We start from the raw sequence: 24,130 nt of genomic DNA on the forward strand, positions 1-24,130 counted from the left end.
TCCTCTGGCAAAAACGCCGTTTTGCTTTCAGAAATGCAAAAAAAATGATTACCTTTGCCCCCAGATATACATCATCCAAAAACAAGTAAATTCCAATTTATCTGCATATAATCTATATGTACAGCTTAAAATATAAGGTAACGACAAGCACCTGCGATAGCGAAGGAAAGCTGAAACTCTACTCCGCTCTCCAGATGATGCAGGACTGCTCAGAGATGTGGATTGACAGCGAGCCGGAGGTCAAGGACTACTTCTTGCAGCAAAATATGGCGCAGCTCTTGGCAACACGACAGGTTGAGATTATCCGTGTGCCTGACTACAAAGAGGAGTTGACGGTGACAACCTCCGTCTATGGCATGAAGCCCATGTTCGGATTCCGCAATAGTGAAGTGAGTGCTATCATTGAGTTCAATAAATGATTAATTTAATGAATATGACAGAATGGGATAAGATGCAGGAGCATCAGATATACAATGATTTTGATGCAGATTTGTTCGACCTGAGAGTTAAAGCAAAAAAGTTGTTTAAAGAGTTTAACCGTACCGAGGACGAAGAAACCGAACGTCGTCAGGACATCATGCGAAGGCTCTTCAAAAAAATAGGTGAACGAGTTTGGATAGAGCCGAACTTTACATGTGAGTTTGGCAAGAACATCACCATCGGGAGTGATGTATATATTAATTTCGGATGCACACTCTTGGATTGCGGTCAGATAACGATAGGTAATAACACGTTGCTGGGACCTAACGTAAGTATGTATTCTGCCAACCATTCACTCGATTCCGCAGAGCGTATAGCAGGCGCCTTGATTCCCGAACCTATTACCGTAGGCAACCGAGTTTGGATAGGCGGTGGTAGCACTATTCTTAGTGGCGTTACCATAGGTGACGATAGTGTCATCGGCGCTGGAAGCGTCGTATCACATGATATCCCGTCAGGAGTACTGGCAGCAGGTAATCCCTGTCGTGTCATAAGAGAAATTACAGATAAGGACAAAGTCGGTTTTATTGTTTAGTATAAACAGAATTTCGTTCAGCAAATGAAGTGGACTGTATTATCAGATAATCGAAGCAGCAATAGCCGTCTATCCACAGAGCATGGGCTTTCTATCCTGTTGGAAACAGAGCGGCACAAGATTTTGCTTGATACTGGAGCAAATGATGTATTTATCCAAAATGCAGAGTTGCTGGGTGTAAATCTTAGTGATGTGGATTATGTTTTCATTTCTCACGGACATAGTGATCATGCAGGAGGCTTACGATATTTCTTGGAGCATAATCGACAGGCTCAAGTCATTGTCTCACCTGATGCTATGAGCGGAATGTTCTTTTCCAAACGAGGTAATCTGCATAGCATTACCACGGAGTGGCCGGAGATAGACGAAAACAGACTTATCTTGATAGACCAAACCTGTGAGATAGAAGAAGATATCCATGTGATTTCCCATATCCCTCAGAATCATCCAATGCCCAAGGGAAATCAAAACCTCTATGTGCAGGATGTCAATGGAGATTATATCCACGACGATTTCCGTCATGAGTTGGCCTTGTATGTCGATGGTCTGCTATTTACAGGCTGCGCTCATAGTGGACTGGAGAATATTCTTGCTGCTTGCCCTTATCCTGTAAATTTTGTAGTAGGTGGTTTTCACTTACTCGATGGTCAGGAACTTCCGGAGCAGCGAGAGCCGTCAAGCTCGATTGAACGGCCGAGGCGTGACGGAAGTCGACAAAGTCAATCGGAAGAAGAACTACAGGAACTGGCAGAAAGACTGAAAGAACAATATCCAACGACACGGTTCTATACAAGCCATTGCACAGGTGATAATGTGTTTGAGGTAATGAAGGGCGTGATGGGCAAACAGCTTCAGCCATTTTGTGCAGGTACAATAAACGAAGCTAGATGAATAATTCAGCCGCTAGGACATTAACAGAACTATGCCAAGATGCCTTCGAAGAAAATGATTGAAGCTATCGTGAAGATGGAATAATAACAATTCTAAAAAAATAAATTCGGCGGTAATTTTAGTTTACTGCCGAATTTATAATTCTCAAATATAGAATACACTAACGATCTGTGGATATTCACACATGTCAAAACATCAACATATTGAATAAACTATTGTCACAAAGATCTGCAGCATCAACCTTATGAATTCTTTTTATAGCTCTGCACCGCCCAACAGCCCATCAGTGTGCCAATGCCCGCAAGGGCTAAGACCTGGTGGGCAGTTTCGTGCAGGCCTCCACCACGAATAAAGACGGTGCGGATGACATCAATGAAGTAGTGCATGGGGTTGATGTAGGAATCATGAAGAGTTTTGTAGTTCTGAAGCTTATTGTAGAGGGTAAGCACGGAAGCAGCTGAGAACGTTGAGTCTGGCGCACAGACTATCTGTGATAGATAGGCCGAGCCCATCGCCCCCTTGGTGCCGTTGACGGCATTGGCAGCGATAAGATAAATGATTTACTATCAGCACATGGGGTTTGAACGAAACTATGAACACAAACAAATCTTTACAATCCGTGAGGGAAAGGTCATTGGAAAACAAGATTATCACAACTATGTTGTTGACGGTTTCGCATTCGATAAAGTCAAGAGCAATACAGACATACGGAAGTTATTTCCTTTGAAAACAGAAAAGTATCCCGAACTCGCCAATGTCAAACGCATCATATTCAATATCCGACAAGCACGAGTTGATATGCACGGCAATCTTGTAGAATGTGAAGTTAAGGTCCTCAAGCCCGGCGACAATCAGCAACTTGCCGAAGAAATGACTCGGCTGTTGAAGGCTTACCATCCTTGGAAAGTATCTTTTATCAATGGTGAATTTCGCGCTTTTGGTATTGAACATTATTCTTTCCCCTATCCGCTTGACCAATAAATTCCAATTTGTCGAACAGATGGATAATGTCTAACATTCAAATCATGCAAGATGATTTTGAAAAGAGACTGGGGCAAATAAAAAACGAGATAGTAAAGGCAAAATACAATGAAACATAAAGAAATCATCTGCGGAATTCTGGCGGCTGTCTGCTACGGCACAAATCCATTCGGTGCCTTGCCGCTCTATGAGGAGGGCGTCAACACGGCATCCGTCCTCTTCTATCGTTTCTCGATGGCAGTCCTGATGCTGGCCGTGATGCTCATTGTGGAGCGTAAGTCGTTCAGCGTCAAGAAAGGAGATCTGAAGACGTTGGCTTCGCTGGGCGCATTGTTTGCCGTATCAAGCATCACCAAAACAATCAAAAACTCACTTCGACAACAATAAAATAAGGAAAAATAGTAAAAATGAACAAAAACTCTTGCTCTTTTAAATAGTATTTTACACTTTTGCGTTAAAGTATAAAATGACATTTTAATATTATGATAGACAAAACTCTACTCAAGCAAATTCTCCTTGATAATCGTAAGGAGATTGAAAGCTACAAAATTGTTCATAGAGATATTGTTACAGAAGGCTTTAATTGCTACGTTTTCGTAGGGGTACGCAGAGCAGGAAAATCTTTTGTGCTATACGAAAAAATGCAGCAATTACTTCGTGAGGGACATAGTTGGGACGAAATGCTCTATCTAAGCTTTGAGGATGAGCGATTAGTTGGCTTTACCCATGAAGATTTTAATGCCATTTTAGAATGTCACATAGAGATGACTGGCAAGGATAATCCAATGCTATTCCTGGACGAAATTCACAACATTAGTGGGTGGGAGAAGTTTGCACGTCGTATGGCTGATAACAAAAAAACGATTTGGATTACGGGTTCAAATGCCAAGATGCTTTCTAAAGAGATAATGACTACTCTAGGCGGACGTTATATACCAATAGAAGTATATCCTTTCAGTTTCAAGGAATTCCTTCGCTCACGCAACATTCCTTATGACGTGGAAACACTGATGAGCACAACAGGAAAATCTCTATTTCTTCGTGAATATGCAGAATACATGAATTGGGGCGGATTACCTGAGAGCGTACATCTTCCAGTAAAAAGAAGCTGCCTAAGTTCTGTGTATCAGAAAATTTATTTGGGTGACATTTGTGCAAGAAATAAAATAAGTAACCCTAACCTTCTACGCTTGATGATAAAAAAGATGGCTGAGAGCGTAAAACAGCCACTATCCTACTCCAGAGTGACCAAAATTCTATCAAGCGTTGGAGGTAAGATTACCATTCCTACAACTAGCAGCTATATTGAATACTGCGAGGATGCATGGCTTTTGCTCAGATTACACAATATCAGTGCAGCCTTTGCTGAACGTGAAACAAATAGCAAATACTACTTCATTGACAACGGCTTATTGAGTCTTCTCTTAGTGGACCCAACAACGACTTTACTGGAGAACCTTGTTGCTCTTTCTCTTTTCCGTAAATATGGAAATGACAATGATAATGAGCGTGTATTCTTCTATAAACAGAATGTGGAAATTGACTTCTATATCCCTGACGATGAACTTGCCATACAGGTTTCTTATTCTATTGAAGGATCAGATACGACTCAGAAACGAGAGGTGGAAGCCTTGCAAAAGTTACCTAAAGTATTGTCATGTAAACGAAGAGTAATCATTACCTACGATGAAGAAAAGGCCATTGAAGACGAATATGGAGTAATTGAAGTTATTCCATGCTGGAAGTGGTTGATTCAATAATAACTAGCAACAGTGTCATACCTTACAAAAGTGGAATCACGTTCAGCAAGGACGAACCCTACCCCTGTGTTTGGAACCCAGGTGGACAAAGATGAACTATAAAATGGGTGGAGCGATGATTACAATCAGCAATTTTGATTATGATGGTTCGCAAGAAGAATTTGCAACAAATTTGAAACAGCAGATAGAACTCCATCAAAAATAAAATTAATGATTATCAGCCTATTACACGCACGAATTAAATATTCTGCGTCGGAAAGTAGATTCTGCGTGGGAAAGTAGTGGGTTTATATAGGCTCATCAAAGGAAAACATCTGATCGAGTATTTCCATCTTACGAACTTCTTTTCCCCAGTTCTTCCCCTTGAATTCATCGCTTTCGTTTATCTCGCAGAGACCAATAAAACGGAACAGACGGTTGAATACTCTATATTCATACCCATGACCAGCATTTAGCATTGGGAAAGCTTTACTATACTCAACAGAATAGAACCCTGTGTCGCGCCATTCCGCGCCATAGTGATGTAGGAGCCATAAGGAATACAATCGTCCCAAATTACCCACTTCGTTGTCTTCATACAGATCAAGCCAGCCTGTGTTGTAATCCCTGAATAGGAACAGAATTATTGTTCTCATCAATTCATTATGGTCAACACGTAATTGTTTACCCTTGGCTGTTAGCGACAACTTCCCAATACGAGTCTTGATGAGTCCGCACTCCTTCAACACGACCCTGAGTACCTGCACTTCTTCTGTCTTCGGTTCGCTCTTCTGTTTATACCAGTCAGAGTTCCAACTATGGCTTCCTAATTCATAGAGTTCGGCAACTATCTTCGGAGGTATATACCCTTGTGCAGTGAGTTTCAATTCCTTTTCGCTCAACTCATTCATCAGGTGCAGAGTCTGTCGCATGACGGGAATCCGCTCCATCTGTTCCTCTGTTAATCGACGGAGTCGTACTGGACACCCCACTTCTAACGGTCTGTTAAGCATCTGGTGCATCTGCTCAGATGAAAATCCGTTGAAATCCGGCTTTGGAGCAGCGTTCTGTGCATGCATGATTTCACCCAGATGGCAGTTAATATCATCCAGGTTCACGTGCTTACCGCTTCTCTCCATCTGATCAATCCAGTCTTGCAACTGACGGGTAATCTCGTTCTTGTCTATCATATTCAAAATTTGTTTTAACACTTGATTAGGTCGCCACTATCCGAATCGTCATTAAGATTTTTCAACCGCTTCACAAGTTTCGACGCACTTGTCTTTTGCCCTCTTGACGAACTTGTAAGAATTTCTTTCGAGTTCCCTCTTCGCTCAATTCCTTAAGCGAGTATTCACACTCACCCAGCCTTCTTCATCTTTATACAGTATCAATTTATTCTCTTTGTCCATATTTCGTATAACGCATTTAATCCGTTCTGTTTTACTTGGCCTTTATATTGGCCTTCCCCTTTTACAGCCTTCAGGGTCTGGATGAACATCAATCTTTGTATAGGTCTCATATTCTCTCCAAGTATCCCTTATCCTATGTTTCTCTTCATAATACTCATCTAAGAGTTTATTAAGCTCTTCCATACTGATTTCACCCTCTATATTTCTTCGGACAAGTTCCAACAAGTAGCCGGATACCTTCAGTCCGTCCACCGCCTGCAAACCGATGGCTACGCGCCAAGCCTCGGCTCGTTCTTTCTTCTGAGGATCACCCTGACGGATATACTCATCAAAGTTTAGATACTTTTCTTTTACGTTATTCCCGCTCATATTACGATTAACTTTATTCTTATAATGTTAAAATCTTTGCATTGTTATCGTGACAGGTCCCGGCGCGAACAAATGTTTGTAATGCCGATGATCATCATATCTATTAATATACATTGTTCAATTCGTCATTCACATTGAAATCATCTTGATAATCAACATATTATAACACTTTACGTTTATTGGGTACACTGTGACAATTTTTGAATTATCGCAAGTTCCCTTGGATCCACATATCCGTCACATTCTGCCATGCGTACAAAAAGCATATTGGCATATTTTTTTGTTTCAGGCGAAAGAATTCGATACTCCTTGCACAACTCGTCAAATGACAAATCATCCATATGATCAAATTCGTTTATTTCTAATTGAAATTTCTCAAAGACATTATCGAGAAAAGTGATTTCAGCAGGATTTAAAATATTGTCTGCTTTCATTATTTGAGAGAGTATATAAAATATAACTCTCTTTTCGGATATATTAAGCTCGTTTATCATTGTCTTATATTTGTTTGAAAGAATGAATGATATTTTGTATTTCCCACATTCAAGATAAAGAGATTACATTTAGCCCTTGTCAGAGCAGTATAAATCAAAGCAGGAATGTTCTCTCTTTCTTGAATATAATAACCATCGTACCTATCATTTATAGACATTTCTGGTTGCAGAATCAAAATGACCGATTCGGATTCCCACCCTTTAAAGCTATGTATGGTAGACAATTTCATGTCATCTGTATCAGTAGTGAAATGAGTTTTAGCCGCACGGCGTATTTCTTTCAAATCTTTCTGGAATAGACTAGGACTAGTCTGTGTTCTTCTTAGTTTCTCATATTCATCGGCAGTTTCAAAGTTTGTCATGCACCTACTATCTTTTGTAGTATAGCATTTTTCAATATCTCTGAGCACGTTGATAGATTCTGCCATAACAACTAAATTTCGAGTGCTGATATTATATTCCTGCAAAATCCATCTTATGTTTTGACATAATTGAGAAGCGGTTGTGTCTGGAGAAACATTCCAATACTTTATCCAATAAGTCTCAAAAACTAATTCATTTTGAATATTTAATGCAGGAATTCCGCTGTCAACAAAAGTTCTTGCAAACTTATGTGAAAGAGAAGCAATCTCTGGATTTATAATACGCATTGAAAGCCTTTCACTCATTTCATTCCATCTACCAGAAAATGTTGGTATTGATGGCATTTTCGTTTCGGCCTCCATTTGGCGATTGTATATATTCTGTTCTCCATCACCAAAGACGGAGACTGTTCCGTCAGATGTTAGGAAGTAAGAGATTATAGATGTTAGCCATTCTGATTTAAAATCCTGTACCTCATCAATGATAATCGTTTTATACTTATCTATCTGACCAGCACATGAAGCAAAGAAATTTGGATCATCAAAATCCGATAAGTTTATCATTTTATCTGAGTATCTATTTGCCATAGACACGAAAAATTGGTGATAGTTTGTTATTTCAAATTTTGATGTAGAGAAATCTGCAGGCACTTGATTTATCCTCATTTTAATATATTGTATCAAGGATATATTGAATGTCAATATCAGCACCTTGTCTCCTGTCTGCAAATGTTTCTCAACGGCTCTATTAGCAACTGATTGCGTCTTACCACAACCAGCCACCCCTTTAACACGAAGTCGATTATTATCACTTCTTACGATATTTCTCTGTCTGTCAGTGAGATGGAAATTCGTATCTCCTTCTGTATAAGGATGCCAATGTCCAACGATAATCTTGACAAGTTCGTCAATATAATCGAACCTTAAACCATTCGCACGTGTCCGCTCAAAAACATATTTAAAATAATCAGAGGGGTATAGTTGTATGAGATAATCGTAACCTCGACCTATATTTTTACTTTTTGATAATATGTCTTCAATTCTGCCAGCAACCTCCTCTTTACTTGCATTGGGGAAGTAAAGGGCTGTTTTGACACAACCATATACGCTTTTGTTAATAATCGAATCTATCTTGATGGATTTAAGATGTGTGTTGAAAATGTAACTCTTAATATTTTCAATGCGTTTAAAATCTTCTTCCAATTTGGAAATGTCATAACAGATATTCACCAAGATAATACCACGACTAATGTTCGTCATTAGAACATCGGTTGTATCAATACCGATAGAGGGACGTATAAAAACATTAAAAAGGCTCGAACATTCATTTTTGACCTTATTATAGAAATATAGTGCCGAATCATTAACAACCCCTCTAAGACATTCAACCGAATATTCATAATCATCTCTTTGCGTAGTGTCACTGGCAACTTCAACATAGGTTTCATTCAAATGTTCTTTTCTATAGTGTACAAAACATCTTGTTTCACAACTATAGGGATGATGAGTTTTCTGAGTATAGCCATAGCAGTATGACTCAATACTCGAAAAGTATGAAGATGGATTGAAGTAGCCGCAGAAGTCCTTGATTCGAGTGTTATTTGAAAATTTTGGTCCAATACAAATCATGTAGTTAACATTGGCTAACGAGGCTGTTTTGTGAGCTATCCACTGTAGGCTAAGACTTTGTATATCGAGAATGTTGGAGAAAAGATTTATACTTACAGCAGAATTGCAATTGACTTCATCCATGCGGCCATTAATGTCAGAAGGAATAAGTTTCTCAACTGCATTAACCTTAATACCGGGGCCCGCATTTTGGGAAACCCATTTCCTCGCTCTTTCGAGTGCAATATGAGAGGGCTCTATAAGTGTAATTGCATTCAACCGACCAAGAAGATTTCTTTCTCGCAGAAATTCAAGGAGAGTGAGAGATGCTATTCCCTGGCCACATCCCCAATCAAACACCTCAAAATTATGATTTCTAATTTCATCATCTGTGTTTCTGCATGGAAAATTCTGCAAGGCAACCCTACACTTAACGATATGCATTTCACCATAGGCGGCAAGGTATCCATCAAGTTCAGTTTCTGATTGAAGAACTTTTCTTCCATGTTCGGTTAAGTCCCAAGGATGACTTTTCCATTCATTGGGTAGTCGATTGTAACACTGCTCTACTATTCTATGAACTTCCATCATACAATACTTTCGTTATAAGGGTTGTTCTTATGCTTTTGAAAATTTTCTAAAGCCGTTGCTTTATTCGTGTTGGCATAGCAGTATTCGCAAAGATGTGGACAGGTGTTGTATTCACCAATATCTTTAGAGGCCATGCATTCACAGAACGGACGTTGTCCTTGATCTTTCTTATGCTTACTGATAAAGTAATGATTATGAGGAAGGATAATTGCTCCTTCAGGCAACTCTGGCTCGTCAAACAGGGTCGGTGCTGGAACATCTTCTATCTTCACCTTCATGAATTCCATCAGCTTCTTGTCATCCCATGCAAGGCGGGTGATAAGGTCGCCATCTATACAGCTGTTGTGCTGGATACCATATTTCGAGATGTCAATCTTCTCACCGCAAGTGGCCAGCTGGAAGTTCCAGCCTCGTTCACGATTCATGGCGGACAGTCTGTCAGCAAAGATTTCCATTTGCTTTGTATCCCATTCATGATATGGAATGCCATTCACTTCAAGGTTATGCTTAACTTTTCTATACGTGCCAATATCAGCATAACTGAATACCAGCTTCTCAGTATAATCTTTCAGCTGGTCACCAATGTTTTGAACTTTCTGAAGCAAATCGTCAACAGATATGTTATCCGTCAAAATCATTGGATCGAACCGCCATATAACTGCGCCCTTGCCCAATTGTTCAACTAATAGTTTGAATGTCTCTATACGTGAAGCAAGGGAAGGAACCTTTTCCAACTTCTCCTGCTCATAGTCGTTTAGAGTATATTGAATGTAGCACTTAATGTTACGTTCTTTGAGGATATGTAGATATGGCAACAATGGCCGAGGATTTTTCGACCAGAATACGATGAAACGTGTATTCTCATACGAGACATACGACTTAACACCGTTGAAGGGATTCGTCCATGCTGAATAGCCTTTCTCCAAACGATGGAAAAACCAATCAGCATAAAAAGCTGGAATGTCAGTGCTTCTACTTGCAGAAACAATGATGGGAGACTGTGCTTTCACAGACTGTCCATTTATCATTATTTCGGTATATTTCCATGTTGCCATATCTTGATTATTCTTTATAGAAACTTAAAGGTTACAATTCCCAGATAGTTTTTGCAATCTGAGAGTACAAAACACATCTTTGCTCTATAGCTGATTTGTCAAAATGAGCATAAGATTTGAAGTCAAGATGCTTAGAACTTACAAAGGACGTAAAATTCGGATTATTCTGATATGCCTGAGGACAAAGGGACTTTGCCAGCAGGTTCTCCTTCACATAGTGTGTAATCTTTTCATCCTCTTTCATATCATTATATGATTGGTTCGTTCCATTGGGAAGTAGCACCAGATTACCAATTTTATTACGGAAACGCATAAATTCTTCTGGATGCTCAAACTCATCAGTATGTCGGTCAAAATGATCACTCCAAATATGTTCTATCTCAAAAGGCTTGCATCCAGGATTTGTCATATAGCGCTTGAAGTTGTTGCCCATTCCACTCTGTTCCTCAATATAGGCAGTAATGCGACATAGGAAATACTTTATGAATGGGCCGTTTTGTCCGTGCAAACGAAGGTCATTCATACCTGTATCAATGTCTAAGTCTTCGACACGATATCTTAAAACTTCCAGCATTTCATCATAAGTTTTATTGCGCAATGACTTGATGATATTGAACATTGTGTAAGCAATGGACGAAGCGGTATAGGACCGGAAATTAATTTGTCTTCTTACAACAAAACCATCCAAGAACCGCGCAACCAAATTCATCTTCCTCTTGCATTCATCATCGCTGTCATCAAGTTTGAGACCTGCCAACATCATCGGGAATGCCAAATATGGGGAGATACCTCTAAATTGGTTATAGTAAACCCATTCCAATCCAGATACTATATCCTTTTGTGCCTCCTGAATTAGAATATATTTGTTGAAGAAGAAACGATAGTTGGTATCAAGGAAGTTTTCCATACTTCCATTGATTGCGTCCTTTAATCGCCCCTTCTCATAGTTATCCCGGAACCAACTATGGAAACGCACGCCAATATGTTCGAAGTCCTCATCAACAGCCCCAGCTTTGCTCTGACGTTTTGTTTCGGCAAACTGCGAGCGCATCCATACAGTGAAGAACGCATTATCATAGTCTTTACCATATGAAAGCAACTGATGCATATCTCTCTTCCACTGTTCATTGATGGCTGTTCTTTTTGCATCATCATGGAACTTAGAGAGGATGAACCCCTTCAGCATATCACTATTGGTGAGGTTGAGTCCTCTGTCATTCATCGTCTCAAAGATTGTATAGGCATTCTCTTCCGAATATGCTTCAATCTTTACAATGATGATATTATTGATGACCCAATACATGAAACTTTCAAGAGCTTGACCTTGAAGATCGTCAGGAAAACTGTCCTTTATGTCATTATAGCGGTCTGCCATAAAGCGCACGCTATCCTCGTCTGTATCTTTTGGTGTATACTCATTATTGTTATACAAACCGTCTAAGCAATCCTTGCGCTCAGGTACTTGGATATTAAAAGATTTCTCTCCATAGCTGTCACTGAATATCATATTTTGCAAGATAGCTCCCTTCGCAACACCAATAGCATGATACAGATATATCAATAAAAGAGTTAATGATGTTATACGTTGCTGGCCATCAATGATGCTCATAGTGGCATCATCCTTAGCAATTACAACTATAGACCCCATAAAATAAGAGGCATAATTAGCAACATCTTTTGTGGAATGCTCTGGCCGATAATCAGCACGGAATGCATTATATAGGTCATCAATTAACTGGTCTATATTCTCTTTTCTCCAACGATATTCCCTTTGGAAATAGTCGATGGAATACTTATTGTTGCTCAGAATGTCCTTCAAAGGATATTCTTTGGCCACTATCTTCTTATTCTGTATTGTACTCATATGTTATATTGCAATCACTATTTTTTTTACAGTTCAATAAATACGGGAGTTCCCTTTTCGTTTTCAGGATTTAATTCAATCAGTTTCTCTATCATTCGATGATTAACCAAAAGGCTTAAATCTATGTCGAGTGGTTCTATAGAGAAAGTCATGTAACTTCTGCGAGGATTCTTGTTGGGATAGTCCATCGCTTTCAGTTCTTCCTTCCCCATCTCCTTATGTCCTGTAATAGTATAGGCAGACAGCTTGTCAGGATTACCAAATTCATATAGGACTATCAGGGACGTTCTTCCAAACATCTCTCTATGCTCTTCCATAGATCCCTTAGTCTTACCCAACCTTACATTATATATATTATGCGTGAGAATCCAGTCTTTCTGTTTCTTATTCTTGGTACATCCAACAAGAATGGTTTTATCTCCACCAAAGAAATCTATAATGTCCTGATCAAAGCGATTCCATTTATAGCACTCAAATGGTTCAGCTACCATCATCATTTCTTCTTCCTCAAATTGAGGATACATGGAAATGACTGGAGCTGTTTTTCCCGTATCATTTTCATCTGCTTGCTCATATTTCTTAAAGTTCTCAGCCTGCTCAAAGATTTCCTTAAAGACTTCGTCCTGCGGAACAGGAGGATAACCATGCTCTGCCAATATCAGAATCAAGTCCATCTGCAGTTCTGCTTTGATGTCAGAACGATTGGCCCAGTCGGTATATTTCGACTTGTCATCCACCATTTTCTTCACAGCAGCTGCCAATGTCAGCAGTTTGTCTTCTGGATATTCAAAGCCGAACTTATGAGCTATTTCTTTCAGAATATCATAGAAGGCCTTTTCCTCATAAGTGATACCCAAATCCTTGAACGACTTTTTCTCTTTGTTTACCTCCTTCAGCAGTTCTGCCATCTGCTTGGCTACCTCATTGAGCACTTCTTCGGCAAACACGGCATTGTCGCTACGGTCGTTATATCTCTGCACCAATGCATTCAGGCGTTTCGTGAAATCCACGCCCTTCATCTTATTGACCTTCTTGAAGTCGGTAATAACAGTCCGAAGCAGTTTCTCCATCAGTTTCACTTTCGTATTAGGCAACTTCAGTTTCTCCAGCCTCGTCATATAGTCTTCACTCAGCAAGTCCAGATCCTTTGTATTCGCATTCACCTGAGCTACTTCCTCTACTCCGTCCGACTTTAATGCTTCTGCTATCATCTGGCTCACCCTGCGATTCATCTGCGAGGCATCGGGAGCATCACCTTTTGTCAGTTTGTAGATGATAGACCTTACTCCCGTAAAGAAATGTATGTCCTCACGATCCTTATCGCTGATTGTCTCATGGTTGGAACAGAGGTTGAAAGCAGATTTAAGTTTCTTGGCATGTCCCATAAACTGATTTTGCGTTTTCTCCGTAGCCTGTACGAACTCTGCCCCATGTTTCAGACATTCCAACTGTTCCAATGGCGTACCCGTTGAGAACTTGCTATAATCGAAGGTATGGAACATTCGGCGCAGGATATCCAACTCGTCTTTCACCATCGTCACACTCTGTTCGATGGTTTCCACGTTTTCACCCATGTCACCACCCCCGGCATACTGTTTCAGTGCATTGTTCATATTGCTCTTGATACCGATATAGTCCACCACCAGTCCTTTATCCTTACCTTCAAACACGCGGTTTACCCTCGAAATGGTCTGTACCAGCGTATGCTTCTGTAATGGCTTGTCAATATACATCGTGTCGAGACAAGGCACGTCAAAGCCTGTTATCCACATAGACACAACAATAGCAATCTTGAAGTTTGATTCAGGATTCTTAAACAGCACATCAAGCGCTTTTCTGTCTTCATCCGAGCCAATCAGTTCGCGCAATTTTGGATCATCATCCTTCTCACGAGTCATCACAAGTCGGATGCGCTCTACTGGTGTCTGGTCTTCTGAGCCAATTTTCTCTTCCCATTCGGGACGCAAGGCAATAATCTGTTTATACAGGTCATAGGCAATTTCGCGACTTGAGCACACAAACATTGCCTTACCGCAAACGGTACTTCCTTCCTCTATTCGCTTTTCGTAGTGCTCAATGAAATCCTTTGCCACCACCGCCAGACGGTTCGGGTCACCCAGAATCTTATTCATCTGTGTCACCGCTTTCTTGCTTTCCTCAATCTGGTATTCATTGGCACCCTGTTCTTCACATTGCTTATAGTAAGCCTCTATCGCCTCCAGTTGTTTGTGGTCGGCAAATACCTTAGCGGCTCTTCCTTCATATACGATGCGACGAGTGATGCCGTCTGCCACCGATTCTGTCATGGTGTAGCTATCCACCACATCGCCAAACACATCTATCGTGGCATCAATCGGTGTTCCCGTGAAGCCCACGTATGTGGCATTGGGCAGCGAGTCGTGCAGGTACTTGGCAAAGCCATAGCTGCGTTTTACACCTTTATCGGTAATGGTCACATTCTGCTCCACATTTGTCTGCGAACGGTGGGCTTCGTCGGAGATGCAGATGATGTTGGCGCGGTCAGACAGCAGATTGATGTCTTCACTAAACTTTTGAATGGTTGTCAGGAATACGCCACCACTCTTGCGCCCTCTCAGTTTCTTGCCCAACTCTTCACGTGTCTCGACGTTCACCACAGTCTCATCTCCAATAAACTGCTTGGCATTAACGAATTGAGCTGAAAGCTGGTCGTCCAAGTCTGTACGGTCTGTTATCAATACAATGGTAGGGCTTGCCATATGTCGGCTGCGCATCAACATTCTTGTTAGGAAAAGCATCGTGAGGCTCTTGCCACAGCCTGTTGCGCCAAAGTATGTGCCGCCCTTTCCATCGCCATGCAGATTGATATGCGAGTGCTCTAAGATGTTTTCATAAAGCCTGTGGGTGGCGAAGAACTGCGGATAGCGACATACTATCTTCCTTTCACTCTTCGAGGTGTCAGGGAAGAACACAAAGTCTTTCATCACACTCAGCAGTCTATCCTTACGGAACAGACCTTCCATCATGGTGTGCAAGGAGTCGATACCGTCATTTGCCTTATCCGTCCGCTCCACCTTTCGCCAAGCATAGAAGAAATCGTAAGGCGTAAACAGCGTGCCGTATTTATTGTTCACACCGTCGCTGATGACCACGAAAGCATTATAGCGGAACAGCTCTGGAATATCCCTTCTGTAGCGCACCGTCAACTGTGTATAGGCATTCATGATGGTGGTGTCTTCCTTTACAGCACTCTTGAACTCCAGTACCACTACGGGCAGACCATTCACATAGACGATACCATCGGGAATACGCTTCTCTGTACCCTTTATCTCCAGTTGATTGACTATCTTGAAGATATTCCTGTCAACATCCTTAAAGTCTACCACTTCAACGAACAAATCTGGCAATGAAGCATCCTCACGCTTGATAGCGGAACCCTCAGTCATCAAGCGATATGTCTGTGCATTCTGCTCATAGAGCGGAGCACCATTGTCTGCCGTCAACTTTGCTATGACTCGCTCCACTTCTAAAGGTGTGATTCCCTCCTGGGCATACTTGTCCATCAGATACATCCGCAAGTCATCACGCAGCAGCACCTCCGTCTGTTCCTTGTGTATCGTCTCGCCATTCACGTAGCTGTAGCCCTGTTGCTCAAACAGTTCCATGATGGCCATTTCCAGCGTATGTTCGTTGAATCCGTTTACCATTGTATTCTTTTTTATTCTTTCACACCATTAGTGTCCCTATTTTAACGTGACATTAATGATTCATCTTTATACAGATATTATAATCCTTCTATTAAATTGGATGTTTTTTCTTTGTTACGTAATATTTTATTTATTTTACTTATTTCTTCTTTACATCTCATATAATCAAAATAAGAATGAGTTTCACGAGCTGCAGCTCCCATATAAAAATTATAATAGATGAACTCATCTAAACAACTATCACCACTATGAACTGAAATAAGCACAATCTTGCCGAACGGCAAACTAAAGTCGTCGGTTGGCCTCCGATGCGTGTAATTTCCGAACAGAAAGGGTAGTCTTTTTATTAAGATAGACAAAATTTTCCTTTTAGGATTTATTGATGTGGAAATAGCTACATCGTCTCTATGAAAATGAGTCATTGTCGAAATTTCTCCTTTAAAAAAATGCTTCGTTTTTTCTCTAATTTCTTTAAAAAGATCAAGGGTATTACTTAATTCCGCTCTCAATATGCAAACATCTCTCATGAACAAATAACCTATACGTTCTTCTATTTCCTTTTTATCAACTATTGAAGATGTATAAATATTTGCTTCATAATGCTTTATGTATGATTCACATAATGGTTTTAAAATATTTTTTCTAAATCCCCAATTGTCAATATCATAATAAATATCTAACATATTCATGTATTTATCAAGATTATCGCTATTATATAAAGCGCTTAGAATAGCATCCTGGCTTTCTTTCGAATCTTTATATATAAATTGAGCTGCGAAATACTCTTGTAAAGATTTGTGCACCCACTTCAAATATTGTCCATCCTTACAGAATAAAGGAACAGAAGATAGTATGTCATTTAAAAAATCTGAAGAAGTAAAATGCAAATCAGGACAAAATTCTTTCGCCTCATCTATAATATAAAGAAGTGAATCCTTATCAAATTCTATTTTTTGAGACTTAAGACACTTGAAGCCAACATAACGTAATACTCGTTCAAAATCATCAATATCCAAGTTAGAATGTTTGTCGTGGATGTAATGGTCACCTTTTGACAAATCATGCGAATCAAAATAGGCATCATAAACTTGTCTATAAAAGATATGTTTCTTTAATGGGATGGTTTGCTTGTAGTCAAATGCTGCAAATAACAATGAAACCAACAAGGGATTCTTCAAGAATTCATTTATCATTCCATACTGTCCTGACTTAAGCTCATCTATTAACAATTTAGATGTGCCACCTTGATTGTCATATTTACGGAGTAATTCATAAGCTTCTTTTTTCGCTAATGGATTTATCGTAAAAACTTGGAAATCGCCAAAACTTGCCAAAGCCTGCTCTGGTCTTGATGTTATAATAAATACATTATTACCTGCCTTAGAAATGAAATTTTGCACATCTGAAGTGACAGATATCCTGTCATTTAAAGAGATTTCATCGTATCCATCTAGAAAGAACACAAAACCTCCTGTTTGAATAAATTCTAATAATAACTGACGGTTAAAATCTTTAGCGATAGAATTAACCTGTTCTTGTATTTCATCCAGTATAGTCTTTTCTTCGGATAGTCTTCTCATTTCTAAATAAATGGGTATGCCATATCCATTATCTATAACATCTAGGAAGATCCTTTTTGTCATAGTTGATTTTCCCATACCAGCAGTATCTGTAATGAGAATCTTATCATATTTCTGTATAAGTTCTTGGGGATATTTATCAATCTTGAAACTTTCCTTATTTCTTGAATGCATATCTTCTTTAGAAATAGTCAAAGGCAAGTATAAATCCTTAAGAAGTCTTTGTTCATTCTTGAAAACCAAAGTATTTATTATACTATATTTTTTGTAAGTACGAAACAAATATTCTTCAAAATGTTCTCCACGAGGAATTAACAATTCGTTATAAGCGATATCACATCGCTCGGCAAATTGCTTTATTTTGGGAGTAATAACATTTTTAATCAGAGTGTTTATTACTGGCTTAGCAGCCTTCATTAATAATGCTTCTGGTATCATAACTATTTATTATTTATTGCCCCATCTTCGCCAAAAGCAAAGACTGTAATTCGGTTAGTTTTGAGATTTCATCTGATTTTAAGCAAATATCCTTTTCTATGATATTAATGATTGTATCAAATTCTTGCACTACTGAAATTGGTGGTATAATGCACTCCAAATCCTTAACTGCTTTATGAGTAATCGCCGGCATAGTAGAACTAGCAGCAGAACCCTTTATCAATTTCTGTATGGTATCACTCTTTAAGAAATGGTAAATATAATTACGAGTAAGTGTTTTAATTGGAGTTATTTTAAACAAATTATTCGCGATAATTCCTTCCAATCTGCGGCACACAGTACCCGCATCACCGTATCTAATCATAATGACATCTCCTCTTGTAGAGAAATACCTTTCATTTGATATATTTACATATCTTGGCGGCTCTGAAGTATTGGGAGTATAGTCTATTATTCTAATGAAGCGATTATAACCATTATGTTTAATTGGTGATTGATCTTCGACTTCAACTTGAATTCCTTGGGATAGTTCAACATAATCTCCCAACATTCCCATTCTCCAACCTTCGGGGAGGTTTTCTTTGTCGATGTTGTCGACGAAGGTTTTGCGGTAGAGGGCTTGGGCGGTGGCTTCGAGGTTCTGAATCATTTGATTGTTGAGACGGATGCGGTTGGTCAGCGTTTCGTATTCTGATACGATTTCACGCTGACGAGTGATGGAAGGAACGGAAAGTTTCATATTACAAAAATCCTCCCAAGTTAAACTACCACGAACACCGCCAACGGCATAATAACTTGCCTCGCGGTCAAATTCACTACGAGAGAACCACATCATCAGATACTGAGGTATCAGAACGGTCTTATCAATAACCTCGAACATCGGATAAGCAGGTGACATGATAGCTTCGTCTTCCTCAAACATGGCAATAGGCATCTTTCCATCTCGACTCACCTGCATCAAACTGCATGCAAACTGTTCCTTGCGAATAACTTTATAGTTAGAGAGGTCTGTGCCAATGACATTTGCCACTGACGGAATGAATGCTTTGTCAATCGTAAGACCGACAAGTTTCGTAGCCTCTAAATCCTTGTTACGAACATTCACTTCTCTGATGTAGTCGCCTAAACGCTTATATTCCATAGCCTAACTTTCCAAAAAGTTCTTTCAGTTGCTGTCTGCTTTCCTCTTCCTGTTTTAGGAGGTCAGTCATTTCCGCCTGCAGTTGGCGCATCTTAGTATCGAAATCTATCTGCTCATCACGATTGCGGAACTCAATATACTTGCTGGGAACAAGACTCCAACCCTTCTTTTCAATCTCGTCGAGGGTAGCAGAGTAGCAATATTCGGGTTCGTTGTGGTAGCTCTGCTCATAGCCCACACGTTGCCAGTTGTGGAAGTTCTCGGCAATCTTTTGTATCTGTTCTGTGGAAAACTGGATATATTTCTTCTCAAATGGTTCTCCCCATTGGCGCAAGTCGATGAAAAGCACTTCGTCCTCACGATTGCGATATTTCACCATCTGCCCATTCTGTTCCACGGTTCGTGCCTTCTTGTTGTTATTGAGAATCCAAAGCGTCACACTGATGTCCGTAGAATAGAACATGTTTCGTGGAAGAATTACTATGGCCTCCACGAGTTTGTTCTGCAATAGCTGACGACGGATTGCCAACTCAGTACCGTCACCGCTCAACGCTCCATTGGCAAGAAGGAAGCCTGCCGTACCATTGGCAGAGAGCTTAGAGACAATATTCAGAATCCAGCCATAGTTAGCGTTGCTTGTAGGAGGTACGTCGTAACCTGCCCAGCGTGGGTCGTCCTTCAGTTCGTTTTCTGTCCGCCATGCTTTCTGGTTGAATGGCGGATTTGCCATGATGAAGTCGGCCTTCAGGTCTTTGTGCTGATCGTTATGGAACGTGTCAGCAGCCATCTCGCCCAGGTTGCAGGCAATGCCACGAATGGCGAGGTTCATCTTCGCCAGTTTGTAGGTGGTATTGGTGTATTCCTGTCCATAGACAGAGATGTCGCGCTTGTTGCCGTGATGTGCCTCAATGAACTTCATGCTCTGCACAAACATACCGCCAGAACCACAACATGGGTCGTAAATCTTACCACGATAAGGCTCAATCATCTCTGCTATCAGATTGACGATGGTCTTAGGCGTATAGTATTCACCCTTACCCTTACCTTCGGCAATGGCAAACTTACCGAGGAAGTATTCATAGACGCGACCAATGAGATCGTTTTCAGGGTCTTTCAGCGTATCAATCTTATTGATTTCATCAAGCAATGCCGCAAGCTTTGTACGGTCGAGCGACAGGCCTGCATAGTAGTTGCTGGGCAAAGCACCCTTCAGCGTAGGGTTGCTCTGCTCTACCTTAGCCAGTGCCTTGTCTATTTTGATGGCAATGTCATTCTGCTTGGCATTCTCAATCAGAAAATCCCAACGGCTCTCTGGCTCCAAATAGAAGACATTCTTCGCATTATAAAACACGGGGTTGTCTGCAAATGCCTCCTTGCCTTCTGCCATCAGTTCATTGCGCCGTTCAATAAAACGGTCGTGTGCATATTTCAGGAAGATAAGGCTCAGCACCACGTGCTTATACTCCGATGGTTCAACAGAGCCACGGAGTTTATTTGCTGATTCCCATAACGCTTCCTCTATTGCCTTTTCTTTTGCTATTTTCTTTGCCATTATATATTGTTTTCTTTATCGTATGCAAAAACACTCACTTGTCATACACATTCTTCTTCAAGTCATCTCCGAGCCTTCTTCGAAGGCATAAGCTTGTATTGCCCGATGCTCGTTCTATATTACATTCGCAGAAGTTCATTGACGTTAACTTCAAGACATCTGGCAATTTCCATCAAGTTTTCCAAGTTTGGCTGCGCACTGTTAGTACACCATTTAGATACCGTGGCTTGGTCAACACCGATTTGCTCAGCTAACCACTTGTTGGTGCGCTTCTTCTCCGCAAGTACCACTTTCAGTCGGTTTAGATCTTTACCTTCCATGTTATACGTTATTACATAATACTGAGTACAAAGATAACTTTTTTTCAGCAGAAAATATCAAGTTTTGCTAAAAGTATAAACGTACAGACAAAAATATTGGTCTTTTGACAAATTCTGAAAGCAAGAACAGCAAATAGTCCCACCAGATTGACTGATGGAGTACTGTTTTCACGACAAAAGAACCAAAAACATGCGTTAAAGCACAAATATCCCTTAAAATGTTTGTTATATTAAACATATTTATTTATTTTTGCGCCCAATAAGATACAATTATGGGTAAGAATACATTTGGTAAAACGATGCCAAGGGCATTGAGCCAGAACCTGAAGATTATGGGCGAGCAAATCATGTTGGCCCGCAAGCGCAGACATTTGTCTATGCAAGACATAGCAGACAGAGCTACTGTGACAAGACTGACTGTCTCAAAGGTTGAACATGGCGATCCAACGGTTTCCATGGGTATCTATGCGCGTGTACTCTTTGCACTTAACTTGGAAAACGACATTACCCTGCTGGCTGCTGACGATGCACTTGGCAGACAACTTCAGGATGCAGAATTACTCAGACGATGAAAAGGGTTACAGTTTACGCAGATTTTGACTTTCTAACCTCTCCCGAAGAGATAGGAACATTAGGCTACGAACATATTCGCGGCAAGGATCATTTTGTATTTGAGTATTCGCGCCAGTGGTTGAAACGACATGGCGGCATCCTGCTGAGCGGTGACCTGCTGAATGTTCCTTCGTTGCAGCATCCTCGTGGTAATGATAATGTATTCGGCTTTGTCAAAGATTCATTCCCTGATCGCTGGGGACGTTTACTGCTTGACCGCAGAGAGCGACTGACTGCCCAACAGGAAGGCAGACCGAAACGTATGCTCACCAATTACGATTATCTCATTGGTATCGAGAACGTCACCAAAGCAATCAAAAACTAACTTCGACAACAATAAAATAAGGAAAAATAGTAAAAATGAGCAAAAAAACTTACTCTTTTAAATAGAATTAAAAGACATTGATTCTGAGTTTATACTCTTTATAGTATATTTTGCCATCACAGCATCAAAAAACTTGCAAAATTCATCTGCCACACAAAATATTTCTGTAATTTTGTCCTCGATAATCATAGCGATTATTGTTTGTAATTCTTTGATTTTTTACACTATAAAGTTACAATATTTTTCGCTAATCAACAAATTTTCAGATATTTATAATTCATCAAGCTCACGTTATTTATATACTTTTAATCAATTATAATATGATGTCAAATATTACAAATCGCAAATGGTTCAAAAATTTAAAATTCATAATTATATGTTTTCTCTTAATAGGAGGAAGTCTATTTTGTGCACTTCACGATTTCAGCAATGATAGAAGAGGTACCAACCTAATTGCTCATCCCATAGGTTGGTTGGGCATCGGATTCTTTGGATATGCATTTATATTCATGTTATACAAAAACATCAAATATGCTTTGCAAGGCAGAGGAATGGTGGCTTTTACCGACGAAGGAATGTATATAAGGGATGAGTTTGTTGCATGGGAAAATATTGTGGGTATCTACGGAAACAAACAATGTGTAATTATTGATACAAACGATACTATGGAAAGACTTCGTCAAGCTTCTTGGTGGAGAAAGATGAACTATAAAATGGGTGGAGCGATGATTACAATCAGCAATTTTGATTATGATGGTTCGCAAGAAGAATTTGCAACAAATTTGAAACAGCAGATAGAACTCCATCAAAAACAAAATTTGGTCTAACAAGCATACAGAGGTTTGAACGAAGCTTATGCTGAAATTGCAGAAGAAATATCATTGACTACTCATGCCATGAAAAGAAAGATATTTTGGAACAACTATAAAAATACTTCTGCACGCAGAAATGCGAAAAGACGTTATGTCATAATGTATTATATTATATCATCTAATCTAGATATTATTATTCAAGTCGGTATAGTCAATCCCATTATGATCTTTCACACTTCATACACGTCTTCTCTCAGCACATGGGTATGAGCCCGAGTAATTATCGCAAGCAGCAACAAATATGAACTCTTGGATATAATAGAATGGATGGGATGTGTCCGATAATAATTCATAAATAAAGAACTACTCGAACGTTGGCTGAAGACTTAAACGGTACTCGCTGGGCGACTGGCCAAGATGCTTTGTGCAATAGCGACTGAAGTAGGAAAGAGTCGTGAAATTCATAAGTTCTGCTATCTGAGTGAGGGACAGGCGTTCATCATTCAGATAGTCTTTTAAGATGGGGATAGTATAACGGTCGATGTATGAGGTTACACTATGTCCCGTCACGCGTTTGATGGTGGCGGAGAGACACTTTGGCGAAACGTTCAGTCGCTCGGCATAATAGCTCACATCACGTTCTGTTCGGCTGATGCCAGTAGCAAGCAGAGCCATCAGTTGTTTTACGATGTAGGCTGTGCGGTCGGTATGGGTGTCTGTTGCATCACGTTGGGCATGGGCCTCGAAGATGTCGTACATCATCGTCAGGCAGAGACTGCCCATCAGTTCGCGATAGAACTGCAAATGGCTGTCGTCCATGCGGTCACGCAGACGATGAAAATCCTCCAGCAGATGCTGTGCTTGTTCATCTGAGAGGTTGATGACGGGGTCTTGGTTCAGCGAGATACTGCCACCAATGCTGTAATTGTTCGATGGTAGCAGGTTTTGCAGGAACTTGTAATCAGCAGCAAACCATTCTACCTGCAAGTCATCATGTGCCGCCAAATTCTTTACCTTGTTAGGCATCGGTATCACTACCAGGTCGTTTTTCACAATGTGGTAACAATGCTCGTTGAACACAAAACTCCCCTCCCCTGCTAAGCAAATCAGGTGCATACAGGTGTGGCTTAACTCAAGGACATTCATCCCGTAGAAGTCTGTGGAATATTGAAAATCTGCCTTCATGGCTGCGAAATTACACATTATTTTGTATATAAAAGACCGATTTAGGTAAAAAGTGAAAATCATGAGGCAATTTGTGAAACAAAAGTATCTAAATAACC

General features: G+C 40.1%; 21 protein-coding genes and 3 pseudogenes. 10 read left to right on the forward strand and 14 right to left on the reverse strand.

Annotated elements, in window-relative coordinates; genetic code table 11:
* The first annotated feature begins 116 nt into the window (after positions 1-116).
* Genes L6471_RS09290 through L6471_RS09300 form a run of 3 tightly spaced genes read left to right on the forward strand, consistent with a single transcriptional unit; the run spans position 117 to position 1,906 of the window.
* Positions 117-419: an acyl-ACP thioesterase domain-containing protein gene (locus tag L6471_RS09290; protein WP_039870540.1), complete on the forward strand. Its 303-nt coding sequence runs from the start codon at positions 117-119 to the stop codon at positions 417-419.
* Positions 416-1,015 carry a sugar O-acetyltransferase gene (locus L6471_RS09295; RefSeq protein ID WP_237797232.1) on the forward strand — a complete coding sequence of 200 codons (600 nt, stop codon included), beginning with the start codon at positions 416-418 and terminating at the stop codon, positions 1,013-1,015. Before L6471_RS09290 ends, L6471_RS09295 begins: the two co-directional genes overlap by 4 nt.
* A 24-nt stretch (positions 1,016-1,039) precedes the next feature.
* Positions 1,040-1,906, forward strand: a complete 867-nt coding sequence (locus L6471_RS09300; RefSeq protein WP_237797233.1) for an MBL fold metallo-hydrolase — start codon at positions 1,040-1,042, stop codon at positions 1,904-1,906.
* A gap of 242 nt (positions 1,907-2,148) precedes the next feature.
* On the opposite strand, the pseudogene L6471_RS09305 reads toward L6471_RS09300, so the two are convergent.
* Positions 2,149-2,307 (reverse strand): annotated as a pseudogene (locus L6471_RS09305) (ABC transporter permease); the annotation flags it as partial.
* A 154-nt stretch (positions 2,308-2,461) separates the two neighbouring features.
* Here L6471_RS09305 and L6471_RS09310 point away from each other — a divergent pair.
* The 3 genes from L6471_RS09310 (at position 2,462) to L6471_RS09320 (ending at position 4,647) form a co-directional block, all read left to right on the forward strand.
* A complete protein-coding gene (locus L6471_RS09310; protein ID WP_144263853.1) occupies positions 2,462-2,887 on the forward strand; it encodes a hypothetical protein in 426 nt (141 codons plus the stop codon).
* 108 nt (positions 2,888-2,995) lie between these two features.
* Positions 2,996-3,274, forward strand: coding sequence for an EamA family transporter (locus L6471_RS09315; RefSeq protein WP_237797234.1), 279 nt, complete (start codon positions 2,996-2,998; stop codon positions 3,272-3,274).
* Between the two features lie 95 nt (positions 3,275-3,369).
* The gene (locus tag L6471_RS09320) at positions 3,370-4,647 is read left to right on the forward strand and encodes an ATP-binding protein (protein WP_237797235.1); all 1,278 of its coding nucleotides are present in this window, start codon (positions 3,370-3,372) and stop codon (positions 4,645-4,647) included.
* A gap of 287 nt (positions 4,648-4,934) precedes the next feature.
* On the opposite strand, the gene L6471_RS09325 is transcribed toward L6471_RS09320, so the two are convergent.
* From L6471_RS09325 to L6471_RS09375, 11 genes are all read right to left on the reverse strand, one after another.
* On the reverse strand, positions 4,935-5,816 hold the full coding sequence (locus L6471_RS09325) for a hypothetical protein (protein ID WP_237797236.1): 882 nt from the start codon (positions 5,814-5,816) through the stop codon (positions 4,935-4,937).
* A 264-nt stretch (positions 5,817-6,080) separates the two neighbouring features.
* Positions 6,081-6,407, reverse strand: a complete 327-nt coding sequence (locus L6471_RS09330) for an antitoxin VbhA family protein (RefSeq protein WP_237797237.1) — start codon at positions 6,405-6,407, stop codon at positions 6,081-6,083.
* Positions 6,408-6,583: 176 nt separating this feature from the next.
* Positions 6,584-6,841, reverse strand: coding sequence for a hypothetical protein (locus L6471_RS09335; RefSeq protein WP_143007234.1), 258 nt, complete (start codon positions 6,839-6,841; stop codon positions 6,584-6,586).
* A gap of 56 nt (positions 6,842-6,897) precedes the next feature.
* The gene (locus L6471_RS09340) at positions 6,898-9,462 is read right to left on the reverse strand and encodes an AAA family ATPase (RefSeq protein ID WP_237797238.1); all 2,565 of its coding nucleotides are present in this window, start codon (positions 9,460-9,462) and stop codon (positions 6,898-6,900) included.
* Positions 9,459-10,517, reverse strand: a complete 1,059-nt coding sequence (locus tag L6471_RS09345) for a DUF1848 domain-containing protein (RefSeq protein WP_237797239.1) — start codon at positions 10,515-10,517, stop codon at positions 9,459-9,461. The genes L6471_RS09340 and L6471_RS09345 overlap by 4 nt, the downstream gene beginning before the upstream one ends.
* Positions 10,518-10,548: 31 nt before the next feature.
* Positions 10,549-12,381 carry a DUF262 domain-containing protein gene (locus tag L6471_RS09350; protein WP_237797240.1) on the reverse strand — a complete coding sequence of 611 codons (1,833 nt, stop codon included), beginning with the start codon at positions 12,379-12,381 and terminating at the stop codon, positions 10,549-10,551.
* 26 nt (positions 12,382-12,407) lie between these two features.
* The gene (locus L6471_RS09355) at positions 12,408-16,067 is read right to left on the reverse strand and encodes a type I restriction endonuclease subunit R (RefSeq protein ID WP_237797241.1); all 3,660 of its coding nucleotides are present in this window, start codon (positions 16,065-16,067) and stop codon (positions 12,408-12,410) included.
* 77 nt (positions 16,068-16,144) lie between these two features.
* A complete protein-coding gene (locus tag L6471_RS09360) occupies positions 16,145-18,085 on the reverse strand; it encodes an NACHT domain-containing protein (RefSeq protein WP_237797242.1) in 1,941 nt (646 codons plus the stop codon).
* 13 nt (positions 18,086-18,098) lie between these two features.
* Complete coding sequence (locus L6471_RS09365) at positions 18,099-19,226, reverse strand: restriction endonuclease subunit S (protein WP_237797243.1); 1,128 nt, start codon at positions 19,224-19,226, stop codon at positions 18,099-18,101.
* Positions 19,216-20,778 (reverse strand): type I restriction-modification system subunit M, encoded by a 1,563-nt coding sequence (locus L6471_RS09370; protein ID WP_237797244.1) that lies wholly within the window; start codon positions 20,776-20,778, stop codon positions 19,216-19,218. Before L6471_RS09370 ends, L6471_RS09365 begins: the two co-directional genes overlap by 11 nt.
* 119 nt (positions 20,779-20,897) lie before the next feature.
* Positions 20,898-21,098: a helix-turn-helix transcriptional regulator gene (locus tag L6471_RS09375; RefSeq protein WP_237797245.1), complete on the reverse strand. Its 201-nt coding sequence runs from the start codon at positions 21,096-21,098 to the stop codon at positions 20,898-20,900.
* A gap of 272 nt (positions 21,099-21,370) precedes the next feature.
* Between L6471_RS09375 and L6471_RS09380 the strand changes: the two genes are divergently transcribed.
* A complete protein-coding gene (locus tag L6471_RS09380) occupies positions 21,371-21,670 on the forward strand; it encodes a helix-turn-helix domain-containing protein (protein WP_237797246.1) in 300 nt (99 codons plus the stop codon).
* Positions 21,667-22,035: a HipA N-terminal domain-containing protein gene (locus L6471_RS09385; RefSeq protein WP_237797247.1), complete on the forward strand. Its 369-nt coding sequence runs from the start codon at positions 21,667-21,669 to the stop codon at positions 22,033-22,035. Before L6471_RS09380 ends, L6471_RS09385 begins: the two co-directional genes overlap by 4 nt.
* Before the next feature lie 93 nt (positions 22,036-22,128).
* Here L6471_RS09385 and L6471_RS14300 read toward each other — a convergent pair.
* A pseudogene (locus L6471_RS14300) lies at positions 22,129-22,224 on the reverse strand (IS982 family transposase); the annotation flags it as partial.
* Between the two features lie 131 nt (positions 22,225-22,355).
* Here L6471_RS14300 and L6471_RS09390 point away from each other — a divergent pair.
* Positions 22,356-22,862 (forward strand): STM3941 family protein, encoded by a 507-nt coding sequence (locus L6471_RS09390; protein WP_094448772.1) that lies wholly within the window; start codon positions 22,356-22,358, stop codon positions 22,860-22,862.
* Positions 22,863-23,071: 209 nt separating this feature from the next.
* A pseudogene (locus L6471_RS14275) lies at positions 23,072-23,152 on the forward strand (AraC family transcriptional regulator); the annotation flags it as partial.
* 58 nt (positions 23,153-23,210) lie between these two features.
* Here the strand turns inward: L6471_RS14275 and L6471_RS09395 are convergent.
* Positions 23,211-24,032 carry an AraC family transcriptional regulator gene (locus L6471_RS09395; protein WP_237797248.1) on the reverse strand — a complete coding sequence of 274 codons (822 nt, stop codon included), beginning with the start codon at positions 24,030-24,032 and terminating at the stop codon, positions 23,211-23,213.
* Positions 24,033-24,130 lie beyond the last annotated feature (98 nt).

The sequence above is a fragment of the Segatella bryantii genome, assembly GCF_022024215.1.
Taxonomy (GTDB): domain Bacteria; phylum Bacteroidota; class Bacteroidia; order Bacteroidales; family Bacteroidaceae; genus Prevotella; species Prevotella bryantii.